This window comes from Corynebacterium nasorum, from assembly GCF_022345765.1.
In the GTDB taxonomy this organism is placed as follows: domain Bacteria; phylum Actinomycetota; class Actinomycetes; order Mycobacteriales; family Mycobacteriaceae; genus Corynebacterium; species Corynebacterium kefirresidentii.
In genome coordinates this window covers 64,586-84,880 of sequence record NZ_JAKRDR010000004.1, presented here as the reverse complement: position 1 = coordinate 84,880, position 20,295 = coordinate 64,586, and the positions used below count along the sequence as shown (strand labels likewise).

At 58.1% G+C, this 20,295-nt stretch carries 19 protein-coding genes; 11 read left to right on the top strand and 8 right to left on the bottom strand.

Annotated elements, in window-relative coordinates:
- Positions 1-120: 120 nt before the first annotated feature.
- Positions 121-1,098 carry an Imm51 family immunity protein gene (locus MHK04_RS04730; protein WP_200287886.1) on the top strand — a complete coding sequence of 326 codons (978 nt, stop codon included), beginning with the start codon at positions 121-123 and terminating at the stop codon, positions 1,096-1,098.
- A 383-nt stretch (positions 1,099-1,481) separates the two neighbouring features.
- On the opposite strand, the gene MHK04_RS04725 is transcribed toward MHK04_RS04730, so the two are convergent.
- Together MHK04_RS04725 and MHK04_RS04720 are read right to left on the bottom strand one after the other, a co-directional pair.
- Positions 1,482-2,936, bottom strand: a complete 1,455-nt coding sequence (locus tag MHK04_RS04725; RefSeq protein WP_375545473.1) for a glyceraldehyde-3-phosphate dehydrogenase — start codon at positions 2,934-2,936, stop codon at positions 1,482-1,484.
- Positions 2,937-3,000: 64 nt separating this feature from the next.
- On the bottom strand, positions 3,001-3,984 hold the full coding sequence (locus MHK04_RS04720) for a nitronate monooxygenase (RefSeq protein WP_234288112.1): 984 nt from the start codon (positions 3,982-3,984) through the stop codon (positions 3,001-3,003).
- Positions 3,985-4,019: 35 nt separating this feature from the next.
- Between MHK04_RS04720 and pth the strand changes: the two genes are divergently transcribed.
- On the top strand, positions 4,020-4,667 hold the full coding sequence (gene pth, locus MHK04_RS04715; protein ID WP_239207999.1) for an aminoacyl-tRNA hydrolase: 648 nt from the start codon (positions 4,020-4,022) through the stop codon (positions 4,665-4,667).
- Positions 4,668-4,676: 9 nt separating this feature from the next.
- Here the strand turns inward: pth and MHK04_RS04710 are convergent, their stop codons facing one another.
- Positions 4,677-5,369, bottom strand: coding sequence for a potassium channel family protein (locus tag MHK04_RS04710; RefSeq protein ID WP_023021931.1), 693 nt, complete (start codon positions 5,367-5,369; stop codon positions 4,677-4,679).
- Entirely contained in the window at positions 5,362-6,714 is a 1,353-nt protein-coding gene (locus tag MHK04_RS04705; protein WP_023021932.1) for a TrkH family potassium uptake protein, read from the bottom strand. Before MHK04_RS04705 ends, MHK04_RS04710 begins: the two co-directional genes overlap by 8 nt.
- A gap of 80 nt (positions 6,715-6,794) precedes the next feature.
- Here MHK04_RS04705 and MHK04_RS04700 point away from each other — a divergent pair, with 80 nt between their 5' ends.
- Both MHK04_RS04700 and MHK04_RS04695 read left to right on the top strand, forming a co-directional pair.
- Positions 6,795-7,631, top strand: coding sequence for an SDR family NAD(P)-dependent oxidoreductase (locus tag MHK04_RS04700; RefSeq protein WP_239207998.1), 837 nt, complete (start codon positions 6,795-6,797; stop codon positions 7,629-7,631).
- Positions 7,632-7,655: 24 nt separating this feature from the next.
- The gene (locus MHK04_RS04695; RefSeq protein ID WP_239207997.1) at positions 7,656-9,290 is read left to right on the top strand and encodes a peptide chain release factor 3; all 1,635 of its coding nucleotides are present in this window, start codon (positions 7,656-7,658) and stop codon (positions 9,288-9,290) included.
- Between the two features lie 82 nt (positions 9,291-9,372).
- On the opposite strand, the gene MHK04_RS04690 is transcribed toward MHK04_RS04695, so the two are convergent.
- A complete protein-coding gene (locus MHK04_RS04690) occupies positions 9,373-10,938 on the bottom strand; it encodes an aspartate-alanine antiporter-like transporter (protein ID WP_239207996.1) in 1,566 nt (521 codons plus the stop codon).
- A gap of 152 nt (positions 10,939-11,090) precedes the next feature.
- On the bottom strand, positions 11,091-11,960 hold the full coding sequence (locus tag MHK04_RS04685) for a patatin-like phospholipase family protein (protein WP_239207995.1): 870 nt from the start codon (positions 11,958-11,960) through the stop codon (positions 11,091-11,093).
- Positions 11,961-11,985: 25 nt separating this feature from the next.
- Between MHK04_RS04685 and MHK04_RS04680 the strand changes: the two genes are divergently transcribed.
- Genes MHK04_RS04680 through MHK04_RS04670 form a run of 3 tightly spaced genes read left to right on the top strand, consistent with a single transcriptional unit; the run spans position 11,986 to position 13,276 of the window.
- Positions 11,986-12,327 carry a hypothetical protein gene (locus MHK04_RS04680; RefSeq protein WP_234288113.1) on the top strand — a complete coding sequence of 114 codons (342 nt, stop codon included), beginning with the start codon at positions 11,986-11,988 and terminating at the stop codon, positions 12,325-12,327.
- Between the two features lie 11 nt (positions 12,328-12,338).
- The gene (locus MHK04_RS04675; protein ID WP_200287902.1) at positions 12,339-12,716 is read left to right on the top strand and encodes a hypothetical protein; all 378 of its coding nucleotides are present in this window, start codon (positions 12,339-12,341) and stop codon (positions 12,714-12,716) included.
- Positions 12,717-12,736: 20 nt separating this feature from the next.
- Positions 12,737-13,276 (top strand): gamma carbonic anhydrase family protein, encoded by a 540-nt coding sequence (locus tag MHK04_RS04670; RefSeq protein ID WP_200287904.1) that lies wholly within the window; start codon positions 12,737-12,739, stop codon positions 13,274-13,276.
- Here the strand turns inward: MHK04_RS04670 and MHK04_RS04665 are convergent.
- On the bottom strand, positions 13,273-13,926 hold the full coding sequence (locus MHK04_RS04665) for a hypothetical protein (RefSeq protein WP_200287906.1): 654 nt from the start codon (positions 13,924-13,926) through the stop codon (positions 13,273-13,275). The genes MHK04_RS04670 and MHK04_RS04665 overlap by 4 nt on opposite strands.
- A gap of 231 nt (positions 13,927-14,157) precedes the next feature.
- On the opposite strand from MHK04_RS04665, the gene MHK04_RS04660 reads away from it, so the two are divergent.
- Genes MHK04_RS04660 through MHK04_RS04650 form a run of 3 tightly spaced genes read left to right on the top strand, consistent with a single transcriptional unit; the run spans position 14,158 to position 18,346 of the window.
- Positions 14,158-16,536 carry an MMPL family transporter gene (locus tag MHK04_RS04660; protein WP_239207994.1) on the top strand — a complete coding sequence of 793 codons (2,379 nt, stop codon included), beginning with the start codon at positions 14,158-14,160 and terminating at the stop codon, positions 16,534-16,536.
- Positions 16,529-17,128 (top strand): TetR/AcrR family transcriptional regulator, encoded by a 600-nt coding sequence (locus MHK04_RS04655; protein ID WP_239207993.1) that lies wholly within the window; start codon positions 16,529-16,531, stop codon positions 17,126-17,128. The genes MHK04_RS04660 and MHK04_RS04655 overlap by 8 nt, the downstream gene beginning before the upstream one ends.
- A gap of 42 nt (positions 17,129-17,170) precedes the next feature.
- Positions 17,171-18,346, top strand: coding sequence for a DUF6882 domain-containing protein (locus MHK04_RS04650; protein ID WP_239207992.1), 1,176 nt, complete (start codon positions 17,171-17,173; stop codon positions 18,344-18,346).
- On the opposite strand, the gene MHK04_RS04645 is transcribed toward MHK04_RS04650, so the two are convergent.
- Entirely contained in the window at positions 18,323-19,366 is a 1,044-nt protein-coding gene (locus MHK04_RS04645) for a 3-hydroxyisobutyryl-CoA hydrolase (RefSeq protein ID WP_023021944.1), read from the bottom strand. The genes MHK04_RS04650 and MHK04_RS04645 overlap by 24 nt on opposite strands.
- A gap of 68 nt (positions 19,367-19,434) precedes the next feature.
- Between MHK04_RS04645 and MHK04_RS04640 the strand changes: the two genes are divergently transcribed.
- Complete coding sequence (locus tag MHK04_RS04640; RefSeq protein ID WP_023021945.1) at positions 19,435-20,232, top strand: Cof-type HAD-IIB family hydrolase; 798 nt, start codon at positions 19,435-19,437, stop codon at positions 20,230-20,232.
- Positions 20,233-20,295 lie beyond the last annotated feature (63 nt).

The following is a 20,295-nucleotide window of genomic DNA, read 5'->3' as shown; positions in this document are numbered from 1 at the left end:
CGACACTCCTGATGCAACCTTCTAGCTCCCGATGACTTCGAAGCACTCACATCAGCTATGCTGATCCAAGCAGCATAGCTAACCCCGACGTGTCTACTTTCCGGAGGTCAGGCCCCCTAGATGCTAAAATTCTCTTTAGACAGCCCTAAAGGCAGCCGCCCTAAAGCGGGACAGCTCTACCTGATGAAAACCACCCTCGGTTACATCCCTGTTGGCGTCGCCTCCACCGAAGCATTCTTTGGTGCGGCCGCAATGCTCCACCCTTATCGCGCGCTCATCAGCGATCCATCAGATACAACCTGGTTTCCACTCGTCGAAAAGAACGAACTGCTTATTCCGCCAATTCAGATCGTCAAGAGTGACTTCAGAAAAGGCGGACCTTTTCAGAGAATCCCAGCGAAAAGCCATCCTAATACCATCCCTTTTGACAACTACTTCCACTACACACTCGCGGACTTATGGTCACCAGAGGAGCAAGCATTCGTCCCCACAACAAAAGAAGATGAATGGATGCCAAAGGAAAGACGGATCATCAACTACACGATCCACGACACAAACCCGCCGCAAGGCGGCACCACGGATGAAGCCCCAGAAGGCACCTACTTTATGACCGATGTCCTAGGCGGGCACCGCGAAATCGAATATGCCCTTGAAGACGCACTAGCTTACTACGGTCTAATCGATACCCCGCGCCCCACGCGCCCCGACTTCATTGAAAGCCAGGAACACGACACTATGCAAACCGACTCACAGCAGGAAGACCAGCCACTCTTCCACCTCGCAGAAATCGACGGTATGACCACCCTGTTCGCCGCCATGGACACCATGCCAGAAGAAGCAGCCGGCGTCATAGAACAAGCAGGGCACACACCCAACGGCTACTTCCTCGACAACCTCGCCAAGTACCTACTCCGACAAGCAAACGTAACCACCAACGGCATCGAATTCGACAGCGAAGCAGGCATGTTCAGCCTCATTGGCACCACCAAGATCCTGCAACCACTCCACGACCAACTCACAGAACTCTTCAACAACACAAACGACCTACAACAAAGGCTCAAGCAAGCCGAAGCAGCAGGAATAGACTTCGACGACTAAAAAGAAGCTTTATCCTGACACGTTAAAAACTAGTCAGCTGGCTGGAATGGTGCTGCGCATTATTACTGGTATACCTACGACAGACTTGGCCGACATATAGCCAAAGACACCATCAATACCGGGCCTGACCCCTAGCAGAATCGTTGAATACCACCCTCAAGCGTGGAGTCTTGCGCAATAGGAAAGTCTTTGACAATCCGATCGCCTGAAGGCGGTGAAACCGAGACTTCAGCTACACCGGCTAGGGGTGCCCCAACCATTCAATCAGCATCCAAGAAGGTCAAATCTAGCCCCACCAACACGCCGAGTCACAAACGTATAAGCCCTTAGCCCTTAAAACGACTATAGCCCGCGGGTAACCGCGGGCTTAAAATCATTGAGCCTTAAAGCTCAGCAGGAGAAACGCGCTTCGGCAGAACAACCGGGCGGGTACCCGCCAGCTCTTCTACGATGCGTACTACCTGGTTGGAGTAACCGAACTCGTTGTCGTACCACACATAAAGCACGAGGTGCTTGCCGGAGGCGATGGTGGCAACACCGTCGACAATGCCAGCGTGGGTATTGCCGATGAAGTCAGAGGAAACAACCTCTGGGGAGGCGATATAGGAAATCTGCTGACGCAAGTCAGAGTGCAGCGAAACGTTGCGCAGGAAGTCGTTGACCTCTTCGCGGTCTACTTCCTTTTCCAGTTCAAGGTTAAGCACGGCCATAGACACGTCCGGGGTAGGAACGCGGATGGCGTTGCCGGTGAGCTTGCCTTCGAACTCCGGCAGGGCCTTAGACACAGCCTTAGCTGCACCGGTGGCGGTAAGCACCATGTTCAGGCCCGCGGCGCGGCCACGGCGATCACCCTTGTGGTAGTTATCGATGAGGTTCTGGTCATTGGTAAACGAGTGCGCCGTTTCCACGTGGCCGTGGGTTACGCCGTAGCGGTCATTGATGACCTTGAGTACTGGGGTGATGCCGTTGGTGGTGCAGGACGCGGCGGAGAGGATCTGATCCTCATCGGTGATCTTTTCGTTATTGATGCCGTAGACGATGTTCTTGATATCGCCCTTGCCCGGTGCAGTCAAAAGCACACGAGAGATGCCCTTGGCCTTGAGGTGCTGGGACAAGCCCTCGCGGTCGCGCCACGCGCCAGTGTTATCTACCAAGATGGCATCGTTGATGCCATAAGAGGTGTAGTCAATCTCGGAGGGATCGTTAGCGTAGATCATCTGGATCTTGGTGCCGTTGGCCCAGATGACCTCGTTTTCCTCATCCACGGAGATGGTGCCGTTGAAGGCGCCGTGGACGGAATCGCGGCGCAGCAAGGAGGCGCGCTTGAGGATGTCCCCATCGCCCTTCTTGCGCAGGACGATGCCGCGCAGGCGGACTCCACCATAGGCTGCCTCGCGGGCGACGAGCAGGCGGGCAAGCAGTCGGCCAATGCGACCAAAGCCATAGAGGACGACGTCGGTGGTTTCCAAATCCACGCCTGCACCGACGATCTCGCATAGCTCGCCTTCCAGGTACATGCGGAGGTTTTCCTCGTTGGACTCCTCCCAGCCCAGTACCAAGCGGCCGAGGTCAACGCTGGCGGCGCCTAGGTTCATGTCCGCCAATTCCACCAGGATTGGCAGGGTCTCCGCCGTGGACAGGTGGCGCTGCGCAATGCGGCGGCCGTAGCGGTGGGACTTGATGATGTCGATATCCGTCTGGCCCACCAGCGGGCGGCCGAAGATGGTGGTGACAACGTTATTGTTGCGGTGCAGCTGGTGGATGAGTGGAATCATCTGCTGCGCCAGCTCGAGGCGCTCGTTCCAATCATCATGGCCAACATGTGCGTTCGCAGTCACGAAATTCATTCCTTTTCTGTCACGGGGGTGGCATTAAATCTTCAAACCTAAATATTAGCGCCTACTAGTGTGGGTTTTGGCATAGTCGGTTAAGGATGTCGGCCACAGTACCCCCGTTTATTTTGCCTACCTCTGTACCTACGAGGCAGTAGGATACGGCATCATCGTGCTGCGCACGGCGTTTCTTTAGGACCGGATTCAAAAGTGGGTAGACCGGGGGCAAGTCAGGGTGTCTCCGGGTGTACTCGGTCTCCAAACCGCGGGCGAAGCGGCCTGAGAATGCACGGGTGGACACGGTTTTCCCACCACGGCGAAGAAGCTGCCGGTTATAGTCGCTCGTGCCAGCCTCGGCAGCGAGCAAAAAGGCGGACCCGCAAGAGCAGGCGGCAACTCCGCTCCAGGACATAGCGTTGGCTACATCAGCCGCGGTGCGCAGGCCACCGGCTGCGATAAGGGGAAGTTCTGGAGAAGCGGCGCGCACATCGGCTACTAGCTCTTCTAAGTCCCGGGAATCCGGGGTTGCGGAAAGCTCCCATGTTCCACGGTGTCCACCAGCCGCCGGACCTTGGACGCAGAGCACGTCGACGCCGCCACGTGCGGCCGCAATTGCCTCCGTAGGGGTGGTAACGGTGGTCCACGCCTCTGCGCCCGCAGCGTGGATTCGCTCTATCTGTTCGGGTGTGAAGGTTCCAAACATGGACCACACCACCCGGGCGCCGCCGCGCAGGGCTAGCTCCAGCTTTTCTTCATAGCCAAAGGAATAGTCGGGCTCGGGTAGCGGCTGGTTTTCTGCTTGAGCCAGCTCGCGTGCGGCTGCCAAGTACGGCTCGGTAAGTGGTTCCTGTGGGCAAAAGAGATTCACCCCGAACGGAATTCCGGCGCACTGTTCTATCTGTGTGCGAGCAGAGTCGATGCTGGCAGAGCCCAAACCTAGGGTGCCGAAAGACCCAGCCGCATAAGCTGCGTGCACCAGTTCCGGGGTGGTGGGGCCACCGGCCATTGGCGCGGGAATTACGCTACGGGAAAGGGAGCTAATAACCTGACTCATACCACCCCACCCTACCGAGAGAGGAAGCTAGCGCAGTGGCAGCTTTAGGAGATTTTTTCGCGCGGATCTTTGGCTCGAAGGATAAGCCGCAACTAGGACTCACACCGTCCGAGCTTGAGGCAGACTGGCTTATCGTGGGCTTGGGCAACCCCGGCGCGAAGTATGCCGCTACCCGCCACAATGTGGGCTATATGGCCATCGACGATCTACTGGCTGCAGGCGGAGATGTCCTCGAACCGGTGCGCGGGCTAGATCTGCAGGTAGCTTCACTTAATTGGGAGGGCCACAAAGTACTTGCCGTGCGTTCGGGCACCTTTATGAACCTGTCGGGGGATCCTGTGGCACCGCTAGCGCAGCAATTAGGAATCGCTCCAGACCATGTGATTGTCCTCCACGATGAGCTCGATCTGCCGGCCAATAAGGTCCGGCTCAAGCAGGGTGGCAATGAAAACGGGCACAACGGGCTAAAGTCCCTCACCGAGCGCTTAGGCACGCGCGACTACTTGCGTGTACGAATTGGCATTGCACGGCCGCCCAAGGGCTCGTCGATTCCAGACTATGTATTAGGCCCGGTGGATACCGGCGCGGACTTTGACGACGCCATTGCCACTGCAGCTAAGGCGGCTCGGCTCATCGTGACCGAAGGGCTAAGCAAAGCCCAAAACCAGATCCACTCGCGTTAACCACTCGCGCTAGCACTGGGAGAATTTCTCTAGGGCCTGCGGGCTGCCGGCGGCGACGATGAAATCGGTGGGGGCAAGTTCGGTGGCGTCGGCAAGCGGGGCCCACTGCCCTTCCGCACAACGCACCGAAACCAATTGCACGCGGTGGGTGCGCCAGATGGCGGAAAGGTCGAGCGGTCGGCCCACCAATGAGCTAGGAACGGCCATTTGGGTCACGCCATAGTCGGTGGCAATCTCCGCAAAATCCCGGAAACGCCCGCCCAAAAGGTAGGCCACGCGGCGGCCCGTATCTCGCTCTGGCCGGATGACGTGGTGGGTGCCAATCTGGCTCAAAATGCGCGCATGCGCCTCTGAATCTGCCTTGGCCCAGATATCTTTCACCCCCAGCTCCACCAGGTTAGATGCGGTAAGAATGGAGTCTTCTAGGTGGGAGCCGATAGCAACGATGACGCGCTCGACTTCCTCCACGCCCAGCTGACGTAAGGCTTCCGGGTCAGTAGTATCTGCTGCAATGGTCTCAGTGAGGTAAGGCGCTTCCTCGCGCACGCGCTTTTCGCTGGAGTCGATGCCAAGGACCTCAACGCCATTGGCCATCAACTCATGGGCTAGCGAGGAGCCAAAGCGTCCCAAGCCGATGACGACGACGGGTGGAATATCGATGCCGGCGCGGGTGCGGCCCAGCGCCTTGAGAATATTAGCCAAGGAACGGCCTTTCTTCGGGATAGCTAAAACGCCGACTTACGGTTTTTGCCGCCAGCGCCGCTACCAAGGTGGTTGGGCCAACACGGCCCAGGTACATGATGAGGCACAGCACTATCTGCGAGGGTGCAGATAGGCTGGCGGTAATTCCGGTGGACAAACCCACCGTAGCGAATGCGGAGAGTACTTCGAAAGAGACTTGGTCACCACTGAATTCCGGATCAAAAAAGCGCAGGGCCGCCACGCCGAGTGTGACCACCATGACTCCGGCAAAGCTCAAAGCCAGGGCCTGGCGGGTTACCGAGCGCGGAAGGCTGCGGTGCCCGATGGTCGTGGTTTCGCGCCCAGTGAACTCAGCCGCCATCGCCGCCAAGAGCACGCACGCGGTGGTGACCTTGATGCCGCCGGCGGTACCGGCAGACCCGCCGCCGATGAACATCAAAATATCGGTGCCCATCAGGGTAATGGGGTGAGCCTGCCCGTAATCGATGGCATTAAAGCCGGCCGTGCGCGGAGATGCACTGGCAAAGAAAGAGTTGAGCAATTTTTCTCCCAGCGACATGGACGACAACAGTCCGGTCCATTCCATGCAGGCGAAAAAGACCGCACCCGCTACCAAGAGCACGGTCGTAGCAACCAGAGTCATGCGCGCGGTAATGGAGATGCGGTGGACCACGTAACGGTTGCGGCGCACGAGGCGCACCAGCTCCGCCCATACCGGAAATCCCAAGCCGCCACCGATCAGTGCGGCGGCTAAGGGCAGCAGAATCCAGGCATCTGCAACAAAGGGCACTAGGTTATCGCTGTTGGTGCTAAATCCCGCGTTATTGAATGCAGAAATGGCGTGAAAGATGCCTTCCCATACCGCGCGCGGAAAGGAATGACCATAGCCAATCATCAACCGCGCAGCCACGATGAGAGCGATGATGATCTCTGCCACGGCGGTAAAGGCAAAGGTAAAAATCAGCGTCTTGCGAATTCCGCCAGGAGCAATGGGGCGCCCCTCATAGGCGCCCGTTTTGCGTGCTTTGAAGCTAATCCGGCCGGTAAAAAGCAGGCCGGATAGCGAGGCCAGGGACATGATGCCCAAGCCACCCAGTTGGATGAGTGCCAAGATGATCACTTGGCCGGCCGGGCTCCAAAAACTACCGGTATCCACCACGATAAGTCCGGTTAGCGATACCGCAGACGTAGCGGTAAAAAGCGCAGACAGAAAAGAAGCGCGGGCGGTGCCGGCCTCGGCGAACGGTAGCATGAGCAAAACCGTTCCCAGCAAAATGAGCAAAAGAAAGCCGGCGGCGGTTAAGCGCGCCGGTCCCCACTGCCGTATGGAAAGCAGATGTTTCACGAGCGGAAGTATAGACCTGCTTGGGGTGCAAGGAAACTGCTAGCAGGCACCACCCCCGCCGCGAAGTTAAGATTGGGGCTATGACTTCGCCACATAGCACTGCCAAGACGATTGTGATTACGGGCGCATCGGGCGGGCTGGGCGCCGCGGCCGCACGCCAGTTGCACCGCACCCGCCCGCAAGACAACCTGGTTATTATTGGCCGCAACCCGGAAAAGACTCGCGCGGTGGCACAGGAAGTGGGCGGCCAGTACTTCCTTGCCGATTTCGAGTCTTTGGGGCAGGTGCGCCGCCTGGCTGGAGAGTTGAGCGAGCTGGAGCATATCCATGCGCTAGGCAATAATGCTGGCGGCATTTTCGATGGCCCCTCCACCACTGCTGATGGATTTGAGCGCACCTGGCAGGTCAACGTGGTTGCGCCTTTCCTGTTGACCTCTTTGCTGCGCGAGAAGCTGCGCGCAGATTCTGCCAACGTGGTGCAGACCGCTTCGCTGGCCAATTTTCTCATGTCCTACTTTGAGCCAAACTATCCCGATACTGTGGAGCGCTTTAGCCCCGAGCGTGCTTATGGCAACGCGAAGTTGGGGGATATCCTGCTTACCCGCTATTTCGATGCCCACGGGCTTAATGCAGTCTCTTTCCACCCGGGCGTGCTGGCCACGGACTTCTCCAAGTCCTCGACTGGCATGATGTCCAAAATATATTCCGGACTGATCGGCAAAACCTTTGGCAAGCCTGCCGAAGGCGGCGATAACCTCGCTTACTACCTGACCGGCACGGAAGGCATCCACTTCGAATCCGGCGAATACTACAACGACAAGCGCAAACCCGGCCTGCAGCGTCCCATTGCGAAGAAGCTATCGGTAGCCCGCCGCGTCTTTGATGATTTGGGGCGCCGCCTCAATGTGGAGTGGTAGCGCAAACCCACTAGACTATGCCGCATGAGTTCTGTCGTTTCTGAGGCCTCGCGCCGCCGCACGTTTGCCGTCATCGCCCACCCGGATGCTGGTAAGTCCACGCTGACGGAGGCGCTGGCGCTACACGCACACGTTATTAACGAGGCCGGCGCGGTCCACGGCAAGGGCAACCGCAAGTCCACCGTGTCTGACTGGATGGACATGGAGAAGGACCGCGGTATTTCCGTGGCTTCCTCAGCGCTGCAGTTCGAGTATGCGCCCGAGGGACACGAGGGCGAGCCCTACATGATCAACCTGGTTGATACCCCAGGCCACGCGGACTTTTCGGAAGACACCTACCGCGTGCTCACCGCGGTAGATGCGGCAGTCATGCTTATCGACGCCGCCAAGGGCCTCGAGCCCCAGACCCTCAAGCTCTTCCGCGTCTGCAAGGCCCGCGGCTTGCCCATCGTCACCGTGATCAATAAGTGGGACCGTGTAGGCCGCGAGCCCTTGGAGCTCGTCGATGAGATCGTCAACGAAATCCAGCTGCAGCCCACTCCGCTGTACTGGCCGGTGGGCATAGCCGGTGATTTCCGCGGTCTGGCGCATATCAATGACGACGGCGAGGCCGATGAGTATATCCATTTTATCCGCACCGCTGGCGGTTCCACCATTGCTCCAGAAGAGCACTTCGATCCGGATGCCGCCGGTGAGAAGGAAGCAGATGTATGGGAAACCGCGGTCGAAGAGGCCGAGCTCCTCGCCGCCGATGGTGCCCTGCATGATCAGGAGCTTTTTGAGCAATGCGTGACTTCCCCACTCATTTTTGCCTCTGCGATGCTGAACTTTGGTGTGCACCAAATCCTGGATACGCTGTGTGCCATTGCCCCGGCCCCGCACTCGCGCGAATCTGATCCTAAAGCGGTTGAGGCTGCCACCAGTGCTATCGATGAGGTCCGCGAAGTAAGCGATGATTTCTCCGGCGTCGTCTTTAAGGTTCAGGCAGGCATGGACCAAAAGCACCGCGATAATTTGGCCTTCATGCGCGTGGTCTCCGGCGAGTTTGAGCGCGGCATGCAGGTGCACCACGCCCAGTCTGGCCGCAGCTTTTCCACCAAGTATGCCCTGACCGTCTTCGGCCGCACACGCGATACCGTGGACACCGCCTATCCCGGCGATATCGTGGGTCTGGTCAACGCCGGCTCACTCGCCCCTGGTGACACCATCTATTCCGGCAAAAAGGTCCAGTTCAAGCCGATGCCACAATTCGCCCCGGAGGCTTTCCAGATTCTGCGCGCGAAGTCGCTGGGCAAGTACAAGGCCTTCCGCAAGGGCCTGGATCAGCTAGCAGCCGAGGGCGTGGTTCAGATTCTCAAGAACGAAGCCCGTGGCGATGCCTCGCCGGTCATGGCGGCGGTCGGCCCCATGCAGTTCGAGGTTATGCAGGCCCGCATGGAGTTCGAATACAACGTGGAAACCGTCACCGAGCCTATCCCCTATTCCGTAGCTCGCCGCACCGATGCCGAATCCGCCCCAGAGCTTGGCCGTCAGCGTGGCGTGGAAATTTTCACCCGCCAAGACGGCGAGCTCATCGCGCTCTTTGGTGACAAGTGGAAGCTCGCCTTCATTGAGAAAGAACACCCAGAGCTGACCATGGAAACGCTGGTGGCGGATTAAAGCAGCACTGCTTTCTTTTCTCTACAAGACAAGCAAAAGGCCGCTTCCCATTCTTGGGAAGCGGCCTTGTTCGGTTGCCCGGTTAAAGCATCAACATCACTGGGACAACGGCGATTTTGACCACCTGTGCCACCACAATCGTGGCGGCGTAGCCGATCATAATACGTGAGTCGGAGCTAAGCCCCGTGGCGTAATTGACTACGGCTGGCTGGGCAAAAATGCCGGAGAGTCCGCCGACGGTGCGAGTTTCAGATTGCCCCATGAAGCGATTCGCCACGGCGAAAAACACAGCAGCCACCGAGGTAACAATGGCAGCAAGGATCATGCACTTCAGCCCCATCCAGGAGAATGCGGTGGACAGGAATGCCTCACCAGAAGATAGGCCCACGGATGCCAAGAAGATGACGAGGCCCCACTGCTGGAAGGCGGTATTAATGGAGGCCGGAACCTGCCACGGGATGCGGCGGGTGCGGTGCAGCGCGCCGAGGATCAGGCCGGTAATCAGCGGTCCGAGTGCAAAGCCCAGTTCGAAGGAAGCGCCTCCCGGCATCGGTACTACGACCTGGCCGAGCAGGTAGCCCAAGAAAAGACCGCCGCCTAGTGCCACCCAGTTCAACTCGGAGTAGGACTTAACGGAGTCACCGAAGTAATCCCGGATATCGCCCAAACGGTCAAACTTCACGATGAGCTCCAGCGTATCGCCAGAGGCCAAGTGGGTTTCATTATTGGCTAGGAACTCCTCGTCGCCACGCTGTACGCGCACGATGCGGCCGCCATAGCGAGAAAACAGGTTCAACTCCTCTACGGTGCGACCGGCAATATCCTGGTTAGATACCGCCACGGTTTCGATGACCAGGCGCTTATCCACGAACGGAGTCTGCGGCTGGCGCTTGCCCAGCATTTGGGTGAGCTCACGGGCCTTAGCCTTGGTGACCATCACGCGCAGGATATCGCCCTTGTGCAATTCGGGGCGATCGCCGGCAACCCGGACCTTATTACCGCGGCGAATGGTAGCGATAACAAAGTGATCCTTGAACTGTTCTTCCAAATCATCGTAGTTCACGTCTTTGGTAACGCGAATGGTGCGGGAACGGAAGATCTTGGAGGCAGAATTGTCCTTATCGTGCTTGGCGGGCCAATTCTGCTTGAGCAGGAATGCCACGACCAAAATGGCCACCGCCACGCCCACGGGATAGCCCAGCGAGTAGCCCACGGCGGGTAGCTCTTCACCGGTTTGTTGCTGGGCAACTGCCAGCGACGGCGTCGAGGTCGTGGCGCCGGCAAATACACCAACGGAAGCCAAGGTATCCAGCCCCAGCATGCCACCAAAGAGGAGGGCTGCGCCCGCAGCCACCACAATCGCAATGGCCGCCGTGAGCATGTGCTTCATCTGCTTGGAAAGGCCCTTGAAGAAGCGCTCACCAGCGGAGAGCCCCTGCATATAAATAAAGAGTCCCAAGCCCAGCTCTTGCAGGGAGCTTAGGATGTCTTTGTCCAGGTCAATAAACGAGCCGAGGGCCAAACCCACAAAAAGCGTGCCGGCCGCGCCAAAGCGCAGCGGCCCGAAAGGAATCATGCCAAATAACGTGCCGAGCAGCACTATGAAAAAGATGCTCAGCCATATATTTCCATCAAAAATTGCTAACACGCTGGAATAGTTTAGGCATTTTCCAGCAAAGTGCCACGTGAAAGACACTTTCTTCAAAGCCTGCACTCGGCATCGCTACTGCTTAGACCAGTTTCACCGTCGACCGACCACCCCCAGCAGCGGTACATCTCACAGCAACTATCCAAAGTGAACTAGTCGAGGAGGAATTCCTTCCACCGCGGCCACTCCGTATAGGTCTGGGCTTTGCCCGCCTGATAATTCACGCTCAGCTTGTGCACATTGCGCTCGGTAGAGACGACCTGCATGTCCTCCGGAAAAAATAGCTGGGCCTTGCCTTGGCGTTCCAATTCCACAAGGCGGTCCTTGGCGGCATTGTAGATAGCGGGGCGGGCTATCAGGGCGTCGGCAATAGCGGGGTACCTGCGGAAGATGCGGCGGATTAAGGCCGGGCGCGCCACCTCAGGACGTACATACCCACGCGGCTTAGTACCGATGAAAAGGAACTTCTCGTAGCCGGCCTCCTCCGCTTGCGCGATGGTAATGCCGCCGGAAGAGCCTAAAGCGCCGTCGACATAGGGAGCGCCGTCAATAAAACGCATCGGCATAATCAGCGGGAGCGTGGAAGAGGCTCGCACCCGCACAAAAAGATCCTCTGGGGTGTGGACATCCTCGCGAGTCCAATAAACGGACTCGCCGGTATCCGCCCGCGCTGCCGCCAGCACCATATCGGCCGGGTGCTCGCGGTAAGCCGTCCAATCAAAAGGCAGGTCCTTATCCGCGGCGCGCTCGTAGATATATTCCGCATTAAAATAGCCCGTTCCACGCACCAGCGACCCCACACCGCCAAAACTAGGATTCTTGGCAAAGTCCGTAAACGACTCTTCCGCACGCCGAGCATCGCGCGATAAATAATTAACGGTGTGGGATGCCCCGGCTGAAACACCGCCTACCCAACCAAAGTCCACGCCTTCTTCGATGAGCTTAACCATGCAGGCGGCGGTATAGGAATTGCGCATGCCGCCGCCTTCGATAACGAGTGCGGTGTTCTTAGCGTCAATCATGATGCCCCATACTACGCTGGACCCAATGAAGCGCATTTTCCGGCAATTACTCGCGGACGAGGAAGGCACCTTCGATATCGAAACCGGCCAGCAACCCCGCACCGGGTTTGCCTACGCCCCTACCGCAACGGCGCTACTGAAAGCAGATGAGCCCACTCCGGACGCGATACGCACAGCCCTCGCACGAGCCAGGCGAGAGGGCGCACGCTATTTCAGTACCTGGCGCCACCCAGGCGGCCCTTTAGTATTTTTTGCTACGTCGGTTACCCAAGACGAATCTCTCGCTCGCGAGCACGTTGCCGCCACGGGACAACGCACCTACTTCGATCTAGAGCGCGGCCACACCGTTACCGTGCGCGCTCACTAGGCTAGAGGCTTATGGGATTAAAAGATGCACTTGCTCGGCTCACCGGCACGCAGTCCCCGCGCTTAGCGCACCCCGATTCCACTGCCCCCACTGCCCAGGTGGAAAGGCTGGAAATCCACACCGCCGGCTCATTGATCATAGTGGTCACCAATCAGCCCGGCGCGGAGGTTCTGCGCGAGATAGCCCGCTCCCGCGAGTCGGCCACCCTGGTTTCTCCCACCGCAACGGTTCATTTCCCGGCTGCGAAGAAGGATGCCCTGCCCATCAAGGATCCCCGGCGCGGCTGGGTTATTCCGCTTACGCCCGCGCTTGCCGACGCCCTCTTAGACCACCTTCCCCGCCCCGGCGAATATGAGCTCTCCCCCGCCTTGGCTTTAGTAGTCGAATAACTTTTGAAAGGAATCCGCACATGCTCCTGTTGCCCTTTGCTGGAAAGAAGCCACGCATCCATCGCAGCGCGTGGATTGCCCCTAATGCCACCATCATTGGAGACGTTGAAATCGGCCCGGAATCCTCCGTGTTTTATGGCAGCGTGCTGCGCGGTGATGTTGGGGAAATTCGGATCGGTGCGCGGTGCAATATTCAGGACAACTGTGTCTTCCACGTGGAAGAAGATACCCCCTGCGTACTGGAAGATGATGTCACGGTGGGGCACATGGCAATGGTCCACGCCGCACACGTGGAGGTAGGTTCTTTAGTTGGGATGTCCTCCTCGCTACTTTCGCGCTGCACTATAGGTGCGGGCTCGCTTATCGCCGCCGGTGCCGTGGTACTGGAGGGCACAGAAATCCCGCCGCGCAGCCTCGCCGTCGGCGTGCCGGCCAAGGTCCGCCGCGAACTCAGCCCAGAGGAGTCGGAAGCTTTCATCCCACATGCGGCGCGCTACGTGGAGTGCGCCCAGCGCCAATCTAATGAGGCATTAAGCCTGGATGAAGTCCTCTTTGATTAGAGCGACAATACGCCCATGAGGATAAGAAAGATCGCCACGAGGTAACCACCAAAGAGCGCCACTTGGGTGCTATTGGCACGGGCAGCGGCAAAAAGCCTGCCCGCCGCCGAATCGGGATGTGCGCGCACCACAGCGATAAATAGGCCGCAGATGGTAGGCAAGGATAGAGCTAGGCTGGCATACCACACTAGGCCTCCATATTGTGCTGCTGGAGAGATATCTTCTGTGGCCAAGTGCATGAGCCCGTAATAAAAAGGCACCGAGGTCAGTGATTGCACCACACCCATCACAAAGCCGATGAGTGCCGTAATCAGCGACGGCGTGCGGAGCGGCTCTAGTAGCCGGTTGACCAAGGCGTTGGGTTTCCCTTTGGAGCGCCACGAGCCGATAGCCACGGCGATGCCAACTGCGACCAGCACCCAGCCGGCAATGGGCGAGCTCAAAATGGCCTCAATTTGATCTTTTACCCCAAGCAGCAAAAACATGACCACGGCCGCTGCAACGAGCACCCCGACCCAATCTCCTACCACCACCAATGCGGCGATGCGCCGGTACTTACCGCGGGGCAAGATGATGCCGATGGCCACAAGGATGCCAATAAGCAAGGCATTAACGGAATCCAAAAGGGCGAAACTAACGGCATGGAGCATGCCGGATAGTCTACCGCTCCACGCCGAAATCTCCGACGCTGCAGAGATTGAATGTTTTATCTCTCGAGAGCGTCAATTTATGATGCACCACACGTACCTTTGCGTACACTCAGTAATTTTGCATAGACTGTGCAATGTTTCTTATGAAATGCAATCTTTGCTCGCGGATCGCATATCCGCGCTTATCCGCGCGCATAACATTGCCCGTTCACTCGACTAGAAAGCACGCATATGTCTAAATTTCTCTACCGACTAGGAAGTTGGTCATACCGCAAGGTATGGCCCTTCCTGGCCTTTTGGCTTATCGTCTTGGTGGCCATGGTGGGCCTAACCGCCGGCTTTGCCAAGTCGCCGAACCCCAACTTCTCCATGCCGGAGATGGATTCGACCACCACCCAAGACAAGATGATGGAACGCTTTGGCCAAGACACCGATGCCATGAGCGCTCCCGAGGGCACAGTGGTTATCCAAGCACCGGAGGGCAAAGACCTCACCGATAAGCAGGTGGCCGGCGAGGTGGATAACCTCCTCGGTGACCTCAAGGACACCGGTGCGCTCAAGGACCAAGACAAGCTGGTCAGCCCGGTTATGGCCGCCGCTGGCATGGAAAAGCAAATGGGCGAAAAAATGAAGGCCCAGCACATGCCGGAGGAGCAGGTGAAGAAGAACCTGCAACAGCTCTCCCCTCTCAGCGAGGATAAAACTACCGGTACCGTCACTATTACCTTCAACTCCGACAATGTCATGGACATCCCGGAAGAGGATATGACTGCGGTAACGGATGTGTTGAACAAGTACGACGAGGGCGAGCTCACGGTCAAGTACCAGGGCAATGCTTTTAACTCCGCTGGTCAAGAGATGGGTGGCAGCGCCGAAATTATCGGCCTTATCGTTGCCGCAATCGTGCTGCTGATTACCTTCGGTTCCTTCGTCGCCGCCGGCATGCCGCTTATTTCCGCCATCATCGGTGTGGGCATCGGCATCCTTGGCGTGCAGGTTTCCACCGTATTCACGGATACCATTTCCGATATGACCCCGACCTTGGCCTCCATGATCGGCTTGGCGGTCGGCATCGATTACGCACTATTTATTGTTAACCGTTTCCGCAATGAGCTCATTACCTCCTCTGGCCTCAATGATCTTTCGCCTAAGGAACTAGCCGCAGAGCTCAAGAAGATGGATAAGGCCACCCGTGCTCACGCCATGGGCATGGCGCTGGGTACCGCGGGCGGTTCCGTCGTCTTCGCCGGCACCACCGTGGTCATTGCCTTGGCCGCTCTGACCATCATCGGCATTCCGTTCCTGGGCACCATGGCGATCGCCGCGGCAGCAACGGTCATCATCGCAGTGCTCGTTGCCAATACCTTTATCCCTGCCCTGCTGGGACTTTTGGGCACCAAGATTTTTGCCGGCCGCGTCCCCGGCCCCAAGGTGCCGGACCCAGAGGACGAAAAGCCCACCATGGGTCTGCGTTGGGTGCGCCGTGTGCGCGCCCATCCGTGGCTGCATCTTATCGCCGGCGTCGTCTTGCTGGGCATCCTGGCTGTACCATTCGCCCAGCTGCGCTTGGCCATGCCCACCGATGGCACCGCGAAGCCGGGTACCCCGCAGCGCGAGGCCTATGAGATTACGGCAGATGCCTTTGGCCCAGGCCGCAATGCGCCAATGATCGCCTTCGTTGACGTAGCTAACGTGTCCGAACAGGATCGCATGCCGGCGTTCCAAAACCTGCTGCAGGAATTCAATAGCACTTCGGGTGTAGAAAACGCCCAGATCGTGCAGACCACTGACAACGGTGATGCTGCACAGATCATGATCACGCCAACCACTGGCGCCACCGATGAAGAAACCACCGAGACCCTCAACCACCTGCGCGATTACCAGGGTGAGTTTGAAAAGACCGGCGGCTCTTATGGCATCACCGGCATCACCCCCATCTTCGATGACATTTCTGAGCGCCTCAATAACGTGCTCATTCCTTATGTAGCCATCGTGCTGGGCTTGGCCTTCATCGTCTTGATGCTGGTCTTCCGCTCCATCTGGGTACCGCTTATCGCCGCAGCCGGCTTCGCTTTGTCGATGGCCGCGACCTTCGGCATCACCGTAGCCATTTGGCAGGAGGGTATGTTCGGCATCGTCGATGACCCGCAGCCGCTTCTTTCCTTCCTGCCCATCATGCTCATCGGCCTTACCTTCGGCCTGGCCATGGACTATCAGGTTTTCTTGGTCACCCGCATGCGCGAGGGATTTGTCAATGGCAAAACGGCTGGCAACGCTACCTCCAATGGCTTTAAGCACGGCGCCCGCGTGGTAACCGCTGCGGCCCTGATTATGATTTCGGTCTTCGCCGCCTTCATTTTGATGGACGAGCCGTTTATTAAGACCATGGGCTTTGCCCTGGCTGCTGGCGTGCTTATCGACGCCTTCGTGGTCCGCATGATGATCATCCCAGCCACCATGTTCGTGCTGGATAAGAAGGCATGGTGGTTCCCGCGTTGGTTGGATAAGATCACCCCAAACATGGATATTGAGGGAGAGGCTTTGCACTCAGAGCGCGAGGAGCTCTTGCGCACCCAACGAGAAAAGGTAGGCGAAACACACCGTGACTAGTCTGCGCGAAGAAAAGAAGCGAGCTACTCGTCAGGCCATGGCCGATGCGGCAGCGCGCCTCGTCCTCGAGGGTGGCGCTGAAGCTGCCACGGTTTCAGGCATAACTGCCGCCGTCGGGGTTTCCCCGCGCACCTTCCATAACTACTTCTCCTCGGTTTCTGATGCGTTGTTGTCCTTTGGCACCAATGTGCTTGCCGAGTTTTCTAAGGAAGTGCCCACCGTCTTTCCTAACTCATCCATTTCTGAATTCTTCGAACAGGTAACGCTCGATGCCACCGAAAATGAAGGAAAAGAGTTGCATTCCATCACCTCTCTTTTCACTATCGGCGAGGCTTTAGAAAACTTGAGCCATACCACCGAAGAGCGCCAACAATTCCAGGTCGTATCCGAGCAGGTTTTGGAAGCTTTCCACCAACGCGTTCCGGATAAATCGCGCTTTGAGGTCGCGGTCATCCTCCAGGCCTGTGCGGGCGCCGCCGCGGTGAGCATGAAAGAAATCCACCGCCGCTCCCAGGCCGAAGAATCACTGAGTGCTCACGCCAAGCATGAGATAGTACGCACGGCCTTTGCTGCCGTGCGCGCCATCGACTAGCTAGCCTAATGGGCGCTTTAATCCGTATGCTCGGCAGTAGTTATGGATAAGAAAGCCCCTATATCGAGCACCGCGCATAACGCCCGCTTCATTCAGGCGGGCGTTAATGCCGCATTTCAAGACCGCATTGGGAAGGCGACCGACGTGGAATTTAATTTCCTCGGCCCCTCCACGGATGGTAAAGGCGATTTTGTCACCGATCAGCTAGTGGAGGCGAGGATAAGTTCCACGCAGCAGGTTTCTGATTTCCGTGGCGTGCGGCTAGCCGTCATTTCTGCCGACACCTGGCACTGGACCACCACGGCCACCGAGAATTGTGCTGATTTGCCACAGAGTATCTCGATGACGAGAGACCCTGAAAGCATGATTGCTTTAGCTTCCCTCATCGTGGGCAATATGCCGATACTTCGGGCCCAGCAGGGTGAGCACGTGGCTATCGTTGCGGTAGATTTTCACCCTCGCCTGGAGTTTCGCCAGGCCCTGCTGCACGGCCTGCGGCACAGCAGAGCGGACGAGGATGAAAAGGCCCCTACCCTCACCCTTGCTCGTTACTTGGACATGGACTCCACCGAGGAAGAGCCGTACGTGCATTTTTCCGATGGCACCACGGTGTGTTTCGAACCAGCCGACCACGGCGTGCACAAGATTTCCAGCATCACCCCGGGTTTTAGCGCCACCAGCATCCTCGAGGATGCCTTTTATCTCGGTGTGGAGAACCAACTCTATTTCCAGGGCCGTTTCCCCGCCGCCACAATTGACCTCGATGTAGACAAGGCCACCGCTACCGTGTCCTATCGCGGTGGGCAGTTTGCGGCGAAGGCGGTGCTTATAGCCACCATATCCGCTGAGGAATTCACCTGGGCTTGGGCCGATCCTTCGCTTAAGGACTCTGCGGCCGCCCGGTGGGCAGGCAGTTTGGCACGCTTTGGCATGAACGAGGTCGTCCCCGAGTTGGTTCGCCCACACCTTCCGCTCCAGCTGGCGCGCAGGCAACAACTGCCCCACCTGGCTTTGCCTATCCTTGGCATCTGGACGCTGGCTGGCACTACGCTTTCCGACGGCCGCGTGGGCCTCGTCCTCCTCGATGCGCCGGAGCTGCACTTGCCCAAGCCTACGCCCACCGCCACAGCGGCAACGTTAGAAGTTAGCCCTCCCGATTGGCTCGATGCAGATCGTGCCCGCGCCGCCTACGCGTCATTTCGCGGGGTGGACGTGTAGGGCGCTGCGGATGGCGTCCACGTCGACGTCGTCAAGCGCAGCTGGCTCAAACGCTGCATCGTTGGTTTTGTCTACCAAAACCGCACGCACTCCCTCGGCGAAGTCCGCCCGCCGATACATAAAGGCGCCCAGATTGGTTTCCATGTCCAGCGCCTCCCGCACGCTGCTGCACTCCTGCTCGGCGCGGAATAGCTCCATGGCTGCGACGATAGAGGTGGGGCAGGCCTGCGCAGTCAGCTCCCCTACCAGCTGCTTGAGCTCTGGGTGACTATCCAAGGCCGCGGTGATATCCTGCCAGGTCTCGTGGGAGAAGGCGTCTTCGATGGAATCAATAAGCTCAATCAAAGCGGGCTCACCCGCGGGTTCGGTGGCGTGCTGGGTTAGCGCTGCGGCCATGCCCTGCTCAATTACCGCGTGAGCAAAAGCCTCTGCGTCTGCCACGTAGTGAGTGGCCAACCCACTCCACAGGAGGTCTGCGGCGTACATGCGATACCCGGTAATACCCCAGAACTTCGCTAGCTCGGGCGAGGCCTTTCCGCGCGTTCCCACCGCGCGCTGGGCGGCATAGGCCATGCCTACGTCGGTGACGTAGCCGATATTCATCTCTGGCATAGAAGCAAAGGTCTTATCCGTAACTACTCGATGGGATCCATGGGCGGAGATACCCAGGCCACCTCCCATAGCGATGCCATCGATGAGCGCGATAACTGGCTTGGGATACTCCGCGATATCGCCGTTTAAGGTGTATTCATCCGCAAAGAACGTGTCGACTTCGCCTAATTTTCCTTCCAGGACCCTTTCGCGGGCATAGCGGACGTCACCACCGGCGCAATATGCCTTTGGGCTGGCCGAGAGAAAAAGCACCTGCTCCACCTCATCGTTTTCACGCCACTGCGCTAGCGACGCCGCGATGAGTTCTACCATCTCCGGGGTGAGGGAATTGAGAGCCTTGGGACGGTTGAGTTCAATCACTCCGGTATGGTTACGGATTGAGGACACGATGGGTGAAGCGTTGGTCATACCCCCTAGTGTGACACACAGCTCACCCCCTTAGCCACCATTGATTGATTCACAGATAGGTTCGGATTTTGCTCCCACAGCTCATCGCCCTGGATATGGACGGCACCCTACTGGACGGCAACGGCCAACTTCCACCAGATTTTTCCGCGATCAGCACCCGCGCCCGCCAGCTCGGCGTCACCCTTGTCCCTGCCTCGGGCCGCCAGCTTGCCACCCTGCAAGAAATGTTTCCGCATGAAGATACCTTCATTGCAGAAAATGGCTCCGTCGTCGTGCACGATAATCGGGTCATTAGCGCTACTACCCTGCCCACCGCGGCAGTCCGCGCTGCCGTTGCCGCTCTCCGCACTGTCGACGCCGCGCATACCGTCGTGCTGTGTACCCCAGATACCGCTTTTGTCCACAAGGGCGCCGATGAGCAGGCCCGCGCAGAAATTTCCAAGTACTACAGGTCAGTGGAATGGGTAGATGACCTCGGTGCCCTTCTCGACGCGGACATCATCAAAATCGCGGCTTACTGCGCCGACGGCAGCGAAAAGCACCTCCACCAGCCTCTCCTCGCGGCCGTTCCGGAGCACAATATCGCCATTTCCGGCGCCGTCTGGCTCGACGTCATGGCCGCGGGCGTCAATAAAGGCGAAGCGCTACACACCATGGCCGAGCTCCTCGCGGTTCCCATGTCTCGCACCGCCGCCTTCGGCGATTTCCTGAATGACTACGAGCTCCTCCGCGAGGCCGGCACTGCTATCGCAATGGAAAATGCGCACCCAAAATTGAAAGAAATCGCCGATCTCATAGCCCCACCCAATACCGAATTTGGTGTCATGACAGTCCTGCGTCAGCTTTTTGACAGCGAAGAGTCCTAGAATCGAATTTTCGTCTCCGGCCCGCGTGCCGCTTCTTTACTTCACCCTCATGGGAGAATACCT

Coding starts and splice junctions, on each gene's coding strand:
- MHK04_RS04645 (WP_023021944.1), bottom strand. CDS start 19,366: ATGACCAACGCTTCACCCATCGTGTCCTCAATCCGTAACCATACCGGA.
- MHK04_RS04660 (WP_239207994.1), top strand. CDS start 14,158: ATGTCTAAATTTCTCTACCGACTAGGAAGTTGGTCATACCGCAAGGTA.
- MHK04_RS04720 (WP_234288112.1), bottom strand. CDS start 3,984: ATGAGTCAGGTTATTAGCTCCCTTTCCCGTAGCGTAATTCCCGCGCCA.
- MHK04_RS04730 (WP_200287886.1), top strand. CDS start 121: ATGCTAAAATTCTCTTTAGACAGCCCTAAAGGCAGCCGCCCTAAAGCG.
- MHK04_RS04700 (WP_239207998.1), top strand. CDS start 6,795: ATGACTTCGCCACATAGCACTGCCAAGACGATTGTGATTACGGGCGCA.
- MHK04_RS04695 (WP_239207997.1), top strand. CDS start 7,656: ATGAGTTCTGTCGTTTCTGAGGCCTCGCGCCGCCGCACGTTTGCCGTC.
- MHK04_RS04650 (WP_239207992.1), top strand. CDS start 17,171: ATGGATAAGAAAGCCCCTATATCGAGCACCGCGCATAACGCCCGCTTC.
- MHK04_RS04680 (WP_234288113.1), top strand. CDS start 11,986: ATGAAGCGCATTTTCCGGCAATTACTCGCGGACGAGGAAGGCACCTTC.
- MHK04_RS04675 (WP_200287902.1), top strand. CDS start 12,339: ATGGGATTAAAAGATGCACTTGCTCGGCTCACCGGCACGCAGTCCCCG.
- MHK04_RS04665 (WP_200287906.1), bottom strand. CDS start 13,926: ATGCTCCATGCCGTTAGTTTCGCCCTTTTGGATTCCGTTAATGCCTTG.
- MHK04_RS04685 (WP_239207995.1), bottom strand. CDS start 11,960: ATGATTGACGCTAAGAACACCGCACTCGTTATCGAAGGCGGCGGCATG.
- MHK04_RS04670 (WP_200287904.1), top strand. CDS start 12,737: ATGCTCCTGTTGCCCTTTGCTGGAAAGAAGCCACGCATCCATCGCAGC.